The 11,736-nt window shown below is 62.8% G+C and carries 14 protein-coding genes; 3 read left to right on the top strand and 11 right to left on the bottom strand.

Going from position 1 to position 11,736, the window contains the following annotated elements:
- Nucleotides 1–81: 81 nt before the first annotated feature.
- The 9 genes from trxA to GOEFS_RS04005 all read right to left on the bottom strand — a co-directional run bounded on the left by trxA (nt 82) and on the right by GOEFS_RS04005 (nt 6,435).
- Nucleotides 82–414: a thioredoxin gene (gene trxA, locus GOEFS_RS04045; protein WP_007316604.1), complete on the bottom strand. Its 333-nt coding sequence runs from the start codon at nt 412–414 to the stop codon at nt 82–84.
- 22 nt (nt 415–436) lie between these two features.
- Nucleotides 437–1,408 (bottom strand): thioredoxin-disulfide reductase, encoded by a 972-nt coding sequence (gene trxB, locus GOEFS_RS04040; RefSeq protein WP_007316603.1) that lies wholly within the window; start codon nt 1,406–1,408, stop codon nt 437–439.
- A gap of 87 nt (nt 1,409–1,495) precedes the next feature.
- Nucleotides 1,496–2,215: an RsmA family anti-sigma factor gene (locus GOEFS_RS04035; RefSeq protein WP_040524458.1), complete on the bottom strand. Its 720-nt coding sequence runs from the start codon at nt 2,213–2,215 to the stop codon at nt 1,496–1,498.
- Nucleotides 2,216–2,277: 62 nt separating this feature from the next.
- A complete protein-coding gene (gene sigM / locus GOEFS_RS04030; protein ID WP_007316601.1) occupies nt 2,278–2,844 on the bottom strand; it encodes an RNA polymerase sigma factor SigM in 567 nt (188 codons plus the stop codon).
- A gap of 118 nt (nt 2,845–2,962) precedes the next feature.
- On the bottom strand, nt 2,963–3,460 hold the full coding sequence (locus tag GOEFS_RS04025) for a nuclear transport factor 2 family protein (protein WP_007316600.1): 498 nt from the start codon (nt 3,458–3,460) through the stop codon (nt 2,963–2,965).
- Nucleotides 3,461–3,479: 19 nt separating this feature from the next.
- Nucleotides 3,480–3,779, bottom strand: coding sequence for a winged helix-turn-helix domain-containing protein (locus tag GOEFS_RS04020; protein ID WP_007316599.1), 300 nt, complete (start codon nt 3,777–3,779; stop codon nt 3,480–3,482).
- Nucleotides 3,776–4,240, bottom strand: a complete 465-nt coding sequence (locus GOEFS_RS04015; protein WP_007316598.1) for a hypothetical protein — start codon at nt 4,238–4,240, stop codon at nt 3,776–3,778. Before GOEFS_RS04015 ends, GOEFS_RS04020 begins: the two co-directional genes overlap by 4 nt.
- Before the next feature lie 54 nt (nt 4,241–4,294).
- A complete protein-coding gene (locus tag GOEFS_RS04010; protein WP_007316597.1) occupies nt 4,295–5,815 on the bottom strand; it encodes a glycerol-3-phosphate dehydrogenase/oxidase in 1,521 nt (506 codons plus the stop codon).
- Nucleotides 5,815–6,435 carry a TetR/AcrR family transcriptional regulator gene (locus GOEFS_RS04005; RefSeq protein ID WP_040524457.1) on the bottom strand — a complete coding sequence of 207 codons (621 nt, stop codon included), beginning with the start codon at nt 6,433–6,435 and terminating at the stop codon, nt 5,815–5,817. Before GOEFS_RS04005 ends, GOEFS_RS04010 begins: the two co-directional genes overlap by 1 nt.
- Nucleotides 6,436–6,494: 59 nt before the next feature.
- On the opposite strand from GOEFS_RS04005, the gene GOEFS_RS04000 reads away from it, so the two are divergent.
- The 3 genes from GOEFS_RS04000 to GOEFS_RS03990 all read left to right on the top strand — a co-directional run bounded on the left by GOEFS_RS04000 (nt 6,495) and on the right by GOEFS_RS03990 (nt 9,929).
- On the top strand, nt 6,495–8,075 hold the full coding sequence (locus GOEFS_RS04000; protein ID WP_007316595.1) for an FAD-binding oxidoreductase: 1,581 nt from the start codon (nt 6,495–6,497) through the stop codon (nt 8,073–8,075).
- Entirely contained in the window at nt 8,075–8,995 is a 921-nt protein-coding gene (locus GOEFS_RS03995) for a YegS/Rv2252/BmrU family lipid kinase (RefSeq protein ID WP_007316594.1), read from the top strand. Before GOEFS_RS04000 ends, GOEFS_RS03995 begins: the two co-directional genes overlap by 1 nt.
- Nucleotides 8,996–9,359: 364 nt before the next feature.
- A complete protein-coding gene (locus tag GOEFS_RS03990; protein WP_007316593.1) occupies nt 9,360–9,929 on the top strand; it encodes a TetR/AcrR family transcriptional regulator in 570 nt (189 codons plus the stop codon).
- A gap of 46 nt (nt 9,930–9,975) precedes the next feature.
- Here GOEFS_RS03990 and GOEFS_RS03985 read toward each other — a convergent pair whose 3' ends face one another.
- Both GOEFS_RS03985 and GOEFS_RS03980 read right to left on the bottom strand, forming a co-directional pair.
- Entirely contained in the window at nt 9,976–10,908 is a 933-nt protein-coding gene (locus tag GOEFS_RS03985) for an MBL fold metallo-hydrolase (protein ID WP_007316592.1), read from the bottom strand.
- Between the two features lie 203 nt (nt 10,909–11,111).
- Complete coding sequence (locus GOEFS_RS03980) at nt 11,112–11,504, bottom strand: hypothetical protein (protein WP_040524456.1); 393 nt, start codon at nt 11,502–11,504, stop codon at nt 11,112–11,114.
- Between the last annotated feature and the right edge of the window lie 232 nt (nt 11,505–11,736).

The following is an 11,736-nucleotide window of genomic DNA, read 5'->3' as shown; positions in this document are numbered from 1 at the left end:
CAGGGTTAGGCGTCGACAACCAAATAATCGTGAGTTATCGCATCATCTCGTCGACTTTACCCAGGCCACGACCTTGGGCGACTACCCTTCGACGACGCTACCGAGCTCGCGCAGCAGGGCAGCTTTACCCTTGGCGCCAACGATGGTTTTGGTCGCCTTCCCGTTCTCGAACAGGATCAGCGTCGGAATCGACATGACCTGGAAGTCGCGGGCGGTCGTCGGATTCTCATCGACGTCGAGTTTGGCGATGGTCAACTTGTCCGCGTAGTCGCCGGCGATTTCTTCGAGAACAGGTGCGACCATCTTGCATGGTCCGCACCAGGTTGCCCAGAAGTCGACGAGAACCGGCTTACCGGACTCGATGACATCGGCCTTGAAGGTGGCATCGGTGGTGGCAATTGTGTTGTTACCCATGGGATCTCCCTAGATGATGGTGTTAAGAAGCGGAGGCAGCGGCGACGGGCGCGGCATGCTTTTGGTCGGCGAGCCAGCGCTCGGCGTCGATGGCGGCGGCACAGCCGCTGCCCGCGGCGGTGATCGCCTGACGATAGGTGTGGTCGACCAGATCGCCCGCGGCGAAGACGCCCGGCAGCGACGTATAGGTGGTGCGGCCCTGAACCTGTACATAACCCTCGGCGTCGAGCTCGACCTGGTCGCGTACGAGTTCGCTGCGCGGATCGTGGCCGATCGCGACGAACATGCCGGTGACGTCGAGGGTTGCCGTTTCGTCGGCGACGTCGGTCTTACGCAGTGTGAGACTGGTGACGCCGGTCTCCCCGTGTACCGATTCGACCGCGGCGTTTGTGATGAACTCGATCTTCTCGTTGTCACGGGCGCGGTCCAGCATGATCCGCGAGGAGCGGAACTCCTCGCGCCGGTGGACCAGGTAGACCTTGCGGGCGAATTTCGTTAGGAAGGTTGCCTCTTCCATCGCGGAGTCGCCGCCGCCGATAACGGCGATGTCTTGGTCTTTGAAGAAGAAGCCGTCGCAGGTAGCGCAGGCGGAGACGCCGCGGCCGAGCAGGTCTTGTTCGCCGGGGACATCGAGGTATCGGGCAGCGGCGCCCATCGCGAGAATCACCGCGCGGGCACGGTGCACTTCACCGTCTACCTCTACTTCTTTGATCTCGCCGGTCAGGCGGACCGCGTCGACGTCTTCCATGCGCAGGTCAGCGCCAAATCGGAGCGCTTGCTCGCGCATCTCGTCCATGAGTGCCGGGCCTTGGATGCCGGACTGGAAGCCGGGGAAGTTCTCCACCTCGGTGGTGGTCATCAACGCGCCGCCGAATTGGGTGCCCTCGAATACAACCGGAGACAGCTCAGCGCGGGCCGCGTAGACGGCTGCGGTGTAACCAGCGGGGCCCGATCCGATGATGATGATGTCGTGGATCTGGTCGGTGTCGGTCAATTGGTCCTCCGGGTTACCTGGCGTGTTATTCGGCTAATTCAACATAAGGGTAGAGATAGTTGTTCCCGGCCGGTGGGACCGGCTTGATCAGGCACCGATCGTTGATCTGGCGATGGTGGTCGGGGTGCCCGTGTCACATCCCGCTCCGACTAGCAGAACGTCGAATCTTCCGGCGATGCCGGTGGCCAACAGAATCATGACGGCGGTCCGCTGACGGACCTGGACCGGTCCGTAACCGACGATCGCGGTCGACTCGGGAACACCGTTTGCCGCGGTGCACCTGCGAAGTGCCCGAGTGTCGGCGAACGGTGCACCCGAGACTCGCCCCAGCAACGCCAAGCTGGCGATAGTTTCGTTGGAGCTGAGGGTGATATCGGAGCCGACGTCGGGCGGGGTCGCCGCGTCGGGCCGGGTGATTTGCCAGATGCTCAGCGCCAGCGCCGCGACGACCAGTACCGACGCCGCGGTCGCGACCAGGGAAATCCGGCGATGCGGGCCCGCGACTCGGTGATTTCGGTCAGCGACGTCGGCGGCGACAGTGGCGAGGGTCCGATCGGTCGCGGCGCGAACCGCCGGTCGCACCTCATGCTCGACGACCGGTAACTCACGCAATAGCAGCTGGGTTCGGTCGAGGGAGGCGAGAGTTTCCCGCGCTACCGGATCGTCGGCGATACGCGCCCTGATGTGAGTGGCGACGTCGGGCGGCAGGACATCGGCGTGCAGGTCGGCCAGAAGTTCCGGTGGATAGGGCGGTTCGGGTGGACTGATAGACCCAGGCTCGGTTCTGCCGCGTGCCGGTGGGGTCATTGCCATGCTTTCGTCGACTTCATGGGATGGGTCGGTCAGGTTCTATTACTTTACGACGTGTCTCAGACTGGTTCCTGGAGATGGCCGAGAAGTGTCGCGAGCTTCAAACGTCCTCGCGCACAGCGACTTTTGATGGTTCCCGCTGGCACTCCGAGACGTCTGGCAGCCTCATGGACCGGCAGTCCTTCGACGTCGACGGCGACCACGGCAGCTCGCTGGTCGGGCGGCAGAAGGTCGAGGGCGCGGCCGACGGACACGGCTAGGTCGACTTCGGTGGTGTGGTCATGTGGGTCGGCGAGCGGCAAAATGTCGAACTCGGGAATCGGAATGGTCCGATGGCTCTTATTCCGACGGATTCGGTCGAGGCATGCATTCACGACGATGCGGTGCAGCCACGAGATCACCTTGGCTTCGGCCCGGTAGTGCGTCGCCATGCAATGGGCGCTCAACAGAGCTTCCTGTAAAGCGTCGTGTGCGTCTTCGGGGTTGTTGGTGGTGCGATAGGCGATCGCGAGAAGTCGGGGTTGATGTCGCTCGATCAGCCTGGCGAAGGCATCGGTATCGCCAGCAATATGTGCGTTGAGTAGTTGTTCATCTGTACGGCCATCACCGTTATCCCCCCGGGTCATGCGACGACAGTAATAGCGCGAAGTGCACTTTTCGGCCTATCCGGGAAAATCCCGCGAAGATCTGTGGACAGCTGGGTTCAGCAAGAGCGAGTGTGCACAATTGGGTGGTTGATGCGTGTTAGTACTTTCCCATCTGCGCGTACCACGCGGCCGCCTCGTCGGTGATCGTTCCCAACTCTCTTGCCCGCTCACACCACCCTTTGGCCGAGGCGAGGAACTTCATCGGATTGTAGATATCCTCTTCCTTCGCCCACTGCCCTTCGCCGGCGTAGGTGAGGATGGTGAGATTCGTGGCCGAATGGACCGAGCCGTCGCCCGGGTCGCGGAGCGGATTGTCGATCTCGTAGATAACTCGTGCGGTGTCCTCATCGATCACGTGCCACAGCGAGGGGAAGGCGACCATATGATTGCCCGGAAATCGACCCATTGTCTTCTTGATCCACGGACGGATCTCCTCGCGTCCGTGGAACGTGCCCATCGCATGCTCCACATAGAGCGCGTCGACGGCGAACTGCTCGGCCCACGGGTCCCAATCATGTGTCTGCGCAGCAGAATTCGCGCGGCCCTCGAAAAGCTGAAATTCGGCTTCGATCTCGGCTCGGGTGAACTGTCCCATCTCAGAACTGTAACACGTTCTACTTGGCGAGACTCTGCGCCACAATGGCCTGCAGCGCAGCCATATGCCCGGCGAACGCGTTTCGTCCACGATCGGTCAGCTGCGCCCGCACCGTTCGACGACGCCCGGTGGCCTGCCGATCAGTGGTCAGGTATCCGGCGTCCTCCAGCGTCGAAAGTTGTTTGGAGAGAGCCGAATCCGACAGTCCGAGTTGCTCCTTGAGATAGGCGAACTCGGCCCAGTCGGCGGCGGCGAGGGTGGCCATCAACGACAGTCGCGTACTCGGATGGATCAGTTCGTCAAAGCCATCGGGTGTCATGCGTGCACCAAACGTCTTGTGCCGGAAAGGATTTCTGGGCCGCCGAAGCCGACGATGGCCGCGACCGTCAGCGCAGCCCAGGTGCCCGCATGACTGGCCCCGTCGGCGTTGAGGCCGAATCCGAGCGCGATGGTCAGTGCCGTCATCGCGAGCAGTACCGCGATGACCGCCAGTGGGATTCGCTTGCCCGCGACATCCCGGCTGACCTGTAGTCGCGAAGTTCGACGGCGCCCGTCGAGCAGCGTTGACGCGACGACCGAATGGCCGAAGGCGAAGGCGATTGTCGCGACCGTGGTCACCCACGACGGTGCGAAGTCGCCGAGTACCCCCAGGGCGAGCCAACCCGCGGCCAACGCCCACCAGTACATACGCGGCAGGCCGACTTGGCCGGCCACCGATCGTTGTGCGCGCGCAGCGGCATCGAGCGCGTCTTGCGCCTGGTTGTGATCGAGATCTGACATGGCTTCCTCACTTTCCTTGTTGGAAAGTAGCGTGTCACTTTCCTAGTAGGAAAGTCAAGAGGCGGCTGCGACGACGTCCTCGACCGCCTGCCTTACCCGCGCCGCATCGTCGGGAACCAAACCGATCCTCGTCCGGCGTTCAATGACATCGTCGGCACTCAGAGCGCCCTCGTGGGTCACTGCGTACTCGACTTCGGCGCGGGTGACATCTATGCCGTTGGCGATAGATGCCGTGGCGTCGGGAATGGACGCGCTATCGAGCACCCGTGCCGACTCGGTGCCGAATCGTGCGACCAACGATGCGGGCAGGCCGCGTCGCACGGCGCCGCCGGTGGCGCCGATCAACGGCGTCGACGTGGTGATACACGAACCAGATTGCAGCCCAGCCGCTTTCACCGCGGCGTCGACGGCATCCTGTGCCATTCGGCGGTAGGTGGTGAGCTTGCCGCCTACGATGCTGACCAACGTCGAATCATTCACCCGCACAGCATGTTTACGGGACACGTCGGCCAGTGAGCCTCCGTCGCCGCCCGCGCCGTCGATGAGTGGACGAAGACCCGAATAGGTGCCGCGAATATCGGAGCGGGTAAGCGGTTGTCGCAGAGCGACATTCACCGTATCGAGCAGAAAGTCGATCTCCTCGTCGTCGGCGTCGGGAACGTCGGGGATCGCTCCCGGTGCGTCGACGTCGGTAAGTCCCAGGTATACCCGGCCGAGTTGTTCTGGCATCGCGAAGACGAACCGGCTGATTGAGCCGGCGACCGGAACCGTCAGTGCCGCGGTCGGATTGCCGAAGGCGGCGGCGTCGAACACGAGGTGGGTTCCGCGGCTCGGCCGAATGGTGAGCGTCGAATCGACGTCGCCCGCCCACACGCCCGTCGCGTTGATGACGCTGCGCGCGGAGATGTCGAAACTCTCGCCGGTCAGCGAGTCAGTGAGTGTCGCGCCGGCGCCAGAAACCTTACTGGCTTTGGTGTAGGTGCAGATATGGGCACCGAAAGCCGCTGCGGTGCGGGCAATTCCGACGACTAGCCGCGCGTCGTCGATGAGCTGCCCGTCGTATGTGCCGACGCCGCCGCGTAACCCGGCGCGAGCAACGGTCGGCGTGACCGTCGCCATCTCCTCGACACTCAGGTTGCCGGGTCCCGGGAGCACCGACTTTGGGGTGCGCGCGACTCGTCGCAGTGCGTCCCCCGCACGGAATCCCGTCCATACCAACTGCTTTGTGCGGCGTTCACCAAAGTCGGGTACCACCTGACGCAGTGGTGAAACAAGATGGGGCGCAATGGTTGTCATAAGGTGATGACGTTCGATCGCGCTTTCGTACGCGATTCCGACGCTGGCCGAGGCCAGGTACCGCAAACCACCATGGACCAGTTTGCTGCTCCAGCGCGATGTTCCGAACGCGAGGTCATGCGCTTCCACCAGTGCCACTGAAAGACCGCGTGATGCGGCGTCGAGCGCTGCGCCGCAACCGGTTACGCCGCCGCCGATCACGAGAACGTCGAGTGGTTCGCGGCGATCGGCCAGTGTTTGTAGGTCCGCGCGGCGTCGCTGTGCGGTCAAGGCAGACATCAAGAGTTCTCCGGTTTCAGATAGGCCGACAGCGCGTGATGAAGTTCGATAGTCCAGTCATCGCCGAGGATCGGTTCCACCAGCGGCCGCGACTGCACCGCCGATTGCGTGATCAGTAGAACCATCGCGGCGAGTTTGTCGGGATCGCCGGCCCGGATATGTCCGTCGCGCTGACCGTCGGAAATCCCATCGGCGAGCAGTCGGAGCAGGCCACGCTGACTCTCGCCGAGACGGTCGAAGACGTAGGGCGTCATGAAGTCTGAGCGTGCGGTCCACAACACCGCGAATAGCTCGTCGTCGCGCATGGCCGCCGCGATACGCACGACTTGATCGATAGTCGCGTCGAATCGCGGGCCGGTGTGCAGCGGAGTGGTTTCGGTGACGGCGGCGACGATCCGGCCGACTTCGCGGGTCATCAGGTCGCGCAGCAGAGTGTCCATGTCGGGCCAGCGGCGATAGACCGTCGGGCGGCTGACGCCGGCCTCGCGAGCTACTTCGGCGAGAGTGACCCGCCTGCCCTGATGTCGTAGCACCGCCGTCCGGGCCGCGTCGAGAACGCGGTGGGCGATCTCGTCGACCTCTGAACTGGGATTACGAGAATAGTCGTTACGGATTGACATTATGTGTAACACTGTAGCTCATGACGACAGATCGCGCCGCTCAATTTCCACAGCCGCCGATGAAGTGGAATGCCTGGGGTGACCCCGAGTCGGCCGCGCCGCTATCGGAATCGGTGTCGACACTGATACGCGGCATGCTGGGTGTGTCGGGTGAGCCGTCGGCGCAGGTGAGTGCCGCCGACGTCGAGTTGACGCCGTCGCGGTTGAGTGCGGCCGACGTGGAGGCGATTGCCGGGATCGTTGGAGCGCAATGGATCTCGACCGCTGACGCGGACCGTCTGCCACGCGCCGGTGGAAAGTCGACGTTGGATTTGCTCCGTCGCCGGCTAGCCGCGCAGGATGCGCCCGACGCCGTGGCACTGCCCGCCGATGGCGACGTCGTCGGACAATTGCTGCAGTGGTGTTCGGCCAATCGCGTAGCCGTCGTGCCGTTTGGCGGCGGGACGAGCGTCGTCGGCGGGCTCGATCCCCTTGCCGGCGATCTTCGCGCGGTGCTCAGCGTCGATCTGTGCAGGCTCGACTCGTTGATCGCGCTCGATGAAGTATCCGGTATCGCGACGTTCGGCGCCGGTGTCACCGGTCCGGCGGCTGAGGCCGCGCTCGCGGAGCGGGGATTCTCGCTCGGTCACTTCCCGCAGAGTTTTCGATTCGCCACCATCGGCGGGTTCGCGGTAACGCGATCGTCGGGCCAGGCGTCGGCGGGGTACGGCCGTTTCGACGACATGGTCGTCGAGCTGACATTGGTCTCGCCATCGGGTGTACTGACCGTCGGGCGGGCGCAGAAGTCTGCCGCCGGCCCCGACCTGCGGCAGCTCATCATGGGTTCGGAAGGGACGTTCGGCATCGTCACGCAGGTGTCGGTACGCGTGCATTCAGTGCCCGAAACCACCGGCTACGAGGCGTGGCGGTTCGACTCCTTCGACGCCGGAGCGGACGCGTTTCGCAAACTCGCCCAAGAAGGTGTGATGCCGACGGTCCTGCGACTGTCCGACGAGGCGGAGACCGCACTGAATCTGGCCCGCCCCAGCGAAATTGGTGAACAACAAGCTGACGATGCGCTCCCTTCGGGAGGTTGCCTGGCAATCACCACCTTTGAGGGCTCCCCCGCCGCCGTCGCGGCGCGGATGACTGTTGCGCGCGAAATCTTCGCCGCGGCAGGAGGACTCAGCGGTGGCGAGATGCCCGCGCGAACCTGGGAGCATGGGCGCTTCAACGCGCCGTACCTCCGCGACGCGCTGCTGGATATCGGAGTTGGTTGCGAAACATTGGAGACCGCAACGGTCTGGTCGAAGGTTGACGACGTAAAGGCGGCCGTTACAACGGCATTGACCGCTTCTCTCCCCGAGCCGACGGTCGTGATGTGCCACATCTCCCATACCTATGCCGCCGGTGCATCGTTGTATTTCACCGTCGTCTATCGGCAGGAAGGCGATGCGATCGCGCAGTGGTCGGCAGCTAAAAAGGCTGTGTCGCAGGCGATCATCGATGCCGGTGCGTCGATCACTCACCACCATGCGATCGGAGTGGACCATAAACCCTGGCTCGCGCAGGAGGACGGCGAACTCGGAGTCGCAGCACTCGCCGCGGTGAAACGAGTATTCGACCCCGCCGGGGTATGCAATCCCGGCAAACTGATCTGATGACAGCTATCAAACAGGTTGCGCTGCTGGTCAATCCACACTCGCGGCACGGACACGGGGCGGCCGTCGCCGCGCAAGCCCAGGAGGCATTCGCCACGCTGGGCGTGAGGGTCGAAGTGCTCACCGGGTCCGACGCCGCCGATGCCGAACGGCTTGCCGTCGAAGCCTGTGAACGAAGCGATGTCGACGCGCTCGTCGCCATCGGTGGTGACGGCAGTATTCGTTTAGCGGTGGACGCTGCACTGGAGGCCGGCGGCACGAAGCCGGTCGGGGTGATTCCCGCCGGTACCGGAAACGATCTGGCGCGGGCGTTGAACGTCCCGATTGACGATGTGCCAGAGGCAGTTTCGGTGATCGCCAGCGGCCGAACGACGAAGATCGACCTCGGGCGGGTGAGCCTCGGCGACGGCGTGACGACCACGTTCGTAACCGTTGCCGCAACGGGTTTCGACGCCGAGGTCACCGCACGGGCAGTGTCGATGGCGTGGCCACGCGGACAGGCCAGGTACACGTTGGCCGCTCTTCGCGAACTAGTGGGGTTGAGTTCGCGGCGGTACCGGATCGTCGTCAATGGTGAGCTCAAGGTCGACGGTGATGTGGTCTTTGCTGCGGTTGGCAACACCCGCTCCTACGGTGGCGGCATGCTCATCACCCCCGGTGCTTCGCTTACCGATGGCGAGTTGGATGTGACGCTGGCGTCGTATCAACGGCGATTCGGCCGGATCACCGTCGCGCGGATCTTCCCGCGTGTCTTCAAAGGAACTCACGTCGAACATCCGTTGGTACAGACCTTGCGCGGCGCCAAGATCGAAATCAGTTCGCAGCCAACGGCTTTGGTGTCGGTGGACGGTGACGTGATCGGCTCGCTGCCCGCGACCTTCGAGGTGTTGCCGTCGGCGGTGGCTGTGCTGACGCCGTAGGACGAGACTAATGGGCGACGTCGGTTAGGCAACGCGTTTGTCTTTGGTGTCGAGGAGACTGCGGACGATGTGCGAACCAGGGCGATCCGTCCCTCGGGGATGACGTCGCACCGGCTGAAAAGACGTGGATTTGACCGTTGTAGACGGCGGTGACTGCGAATGCCGCCGACGAGGAAGGCCCGCCGTGCAAGTACAAGATCGCGCGCGGTTTCTCCGCCCCCCAGACGGTGACCTCGTTGGTCTGAAACGGCCCTTTGACCGCGCGCGGCAGATCTCAGTGCGTGCCGGTCGGCGGCGACCTAGCCGCAGGTTCGACGGCTGGTTAGTTGCCGGTAGGTGCAGGTACAGCGGGTACAGTTACTCCGTGCCACCTAATGCCTCCGCCACAAAACAGCGCTTGCTGGGTGCCGCGCACGTCGAATTCGCCCAGTACGGTTTGGCGGGGGCCAGGGTCGATCGCATCGCTGAGCGGGCCCATAGCAACAAACGACTCATCTACGTGCATTTCGGCAACAAAGACGCGCTGTTCGACCTAGTGGTAGCTAGAGCGTTAGCTACTATGGCCGAACGCGTTCCGTTTACGGAGACTGATCTGCCGGGCTACGCAGCCAATCTCTACGACTATCTCGAAGCAAATCCCGATGTGCTTCGACTATCAAATTGGGCCGTGTTGGAACGATCTCATGCTGCAGAAGCTGAGGTCGATGCCTATCGACCCAAGATAGAGGCAATTTCGCGGGCCCAACACCAGGGACTCGTTGAACCCGCCATTCGAGCCGAAGTACTGTTAGCGCAAATATTGGCCCTAGCCACCGCTTGGGCCAACTCGTCGCAGTCACTGCGCACCCTCGCCATTGACAGGGGCATGCGAGACGTGCGAACAATACCGGCTGCACTTGCTATTGCCACTCGCAAACTCATTGCACCGTCGTAAGGCATGGACTACTAGTGCCACACTGGCACCGCCGCGCGGCTTGGGCTCAGCTGGGCGCCTCGAATCTGTAAGTGTCGCCGTCCGCCACGACCACGCCTGCCCACGGTTCGGCGAAATGTGTACCGACTAGCAGCGTGTCAGTCCCGACTAATTCAGTTAGCAGTGCACGTCGGGAGGCAAGCGCCTGCACCGAATCAGAGTCAGGCACGGCGACGTTGTCTGGTCGCGCGAGCTGGTACGGGTGGTGGAACATATCGCCGGTGACGATGGCGCGCCTGCCCTCGCTGACGATCTCAACGCTGATGTGACCAGGGGTGTGGCCAGGGGTGGGGAGCATGCGTACGCCGGGGACGACGTCGTAGGGCGGGTCGACCAGGTCAACAAGTTCTGCGTCGACCACAGGTTGGATGGACTGCGTGAATACGCGGCGTTGGGTGTGCTCGAAAGACTGAAGGAGCGCGTCGCGGTGGTTGCTGGGGTCTCGATCCAACTGGGTGGGATCGTCCAGCAGGGCTCTCCAGTGGTCGAACTCGCGCCTGCTGAAAATGTGGCGCGCGTTGGGGAACATCACTTGCCAATTCGTCCCGTCCCATCGGGTCTGCCAGCCCACATGATCGACGTGTAGGTGCGTGCACAATACGTAGTCGACCTTGTCCGGAGTCACTTGCTCGCGGAGTCGTTCCGGATACGGTGAGTGCAGGTTGTTCCAGCCCTCTACGACGGTCACTTCCTTGTCGTTGCCGACACAGGTGTCCACCAGAATTGTCGTGCCCTCGTGGTGGACGAGGAAGGACTGGATGTTACCGACGAGTTCACCTTCGGCGGTTGCGTAATGTGGTGCTAGCCAATCAATTTGGCGCACTTGGTCTGCGCTGGCATCAATCAGCATGTTGATATCGCCGAGGGGTTGCTCATAGATCCCGGTGATCGTGGAGTTTCCGACCGCAATCTGTATGGCCGCGACGTGTTCTACGGACATTCGCTAGGCCTTTCTGGGAAATACGTTGTGTACTCGGGACTCGCTAATCGCCAGTGTCAGTGGATCGACTCCGAGGCTCCCTGGGACCGTGCCGACTCGCCATGTAACGCAGCTAATGTGGCTACCACCACGGACCCGAGCCCGCCAGAAACCACGTGAGGTGCTACCGCCCTATGGCCAGCACGTACGCCGCCTTCGGACTCTCACCGCTGGCCCAACCGCCAAGCGCGAGCCGCCATAACGGCCGCGCCGACCCATCCCAGTGCCGCCACATCGATGAACCAACCAACTAGGTAGGGCGCGCGGTGCCGGTAGACGTCCACAACGCCAATAGCGGCTCCCGCCGCGATCACTATGTCGGCGATCACAAGAGTGGATGCGGCTGGTCTGCCAAATACGGCGACTGTTCTGGAAATGTGTCGCGTCCCGATCAGCGAAGCGGCACCTGCGAGTGCGGCAACCGCAATAAGCTCTCCCCGAACGTCTGAGACCGTCTCATCGCTTACAAAGCGGAAGCCAAAGAGCGAGGCGAACGCGATTGCCGGCATCGCGAACGGAGCTACCCCATTACCGGTCCGAGCTTCGACATCAACCATTCTGCACACCATCACTTCCTTTCGCCGAGAGTGAGCTGCTAAGGGTGGGTAACTATCTGGATAGTGACAGCATACGCTTTCCGCATCGTCAAGGTCCGCAGGCGCTTAGGCGATTCAGTCGGGCCCACATGACACTTGCAGGTGCACATATCGAGAATTCTTGCCGTTACGCGATGGCGCCTTTGGCGTCTAAAGCCCTAGTCATGTCCAACAGCGCCCCGGTCCACGTATG

Source organism: Gordonia effusa NBRC 100432 (genome assembly GCF_000241305.1).
In the GTDB taxonomy this organism is placed as follows: Bacteria; Actinomycetota; Actinomycetes; order Mycobacteriales; family Mycobacteriaceae; genus Gordonia; species Gordonia effusa.
The sequence above is the reverse complement of the archived record's forward strand: the minus strand, read 5'-3'. Positions and strand labels throughout refer to the sequence as shown.

Bases quoted from the DNA above. Each gene is read 5' to 3' on its own strand.
- trxA (WP_007316604.1), bottom strand. From the start codon at position 414: ATGGGTAACAACACAATTGCCACCACCGATGCCACCTTCAAGGCCGAT.
- GOEFS_RS04035 (WP_040524458.1), bottom strand. From the start codon at position 2,215: ATGACCCCACCGGCACGCGGCAGAACCGAGCCTGGGTCTATCAGTCCA.
- sigM (WP_007316601.1), bottom strand. From the start codon at position 2,844: ATGACCCGGGGGGATAACGGTGATGGCCGTACAGATGAACAACTACTC.
- GOEFS_RS04025 (WP_007316600.1), bottom strand. From the start codon at position 3,460: ATGGGACAGTTCACCCGAGCCGAGATCGAAGCCGAATTTCAGCTTTTC.
- GOEFS_RS04020 (WP_007316599.1), bottom strand. From the start codon at position 3,779: ATGACACCCGATGGCTTTGACGAACTGATCCATCCGAGTACGCGACTG.
- GOEFS_RS04015 (WP_007316598.1), bottom strand. From the start codon at position 4,240: ATGTCAGATCTCGATCACAACCAGGCGCAAGACGCGCTCGATGCCGCT.
- GOEFS_RS04010 (WP_007316597.1), bottom strand. From the start codon at position 5,815: ATGTCTGCCTTGACCGCACAGCGACGCCGCGCGGACCTACAAACACTG.
- GOEFS_RS04005 (WP_040524457.1), bottom strand. From the start codon at position 6,435: ATGTCAATCCGTAACGACTATTCTCGTAATCCCAGTTCAGAGGTCGAC.
- GOEFS_RS04000 (WP_007316595.1), top strand. From the start codon at position 6,495: ATGAAGTGGAATGCCTGGGGTGACCCCGAGTCGGCCGCGCCGCTATCG.
- GOEFS_RS03995 (WP_007316594.1), top strand. From the start codon at position 8,075: ATGACAGCTATCAAACAGGTTGCGCTGCTGGTCAATCCACACTCGCGG.
- GOEFS_RS03985 (WP_007316592.1), bottom strand. From the start codon at position 10,908: ATGTCCGTAGAACACGTCGCGGCCATACAGATTGCGGTCGGAAACTCC.
- GOEFS_RS03980 (WP_040524456.1), bottom strand. From the start codon at position 11,504: ATGGTTGATGTCGAAGCTCGGACCGGTAATGGGGTAGCTCCGTTCGCG.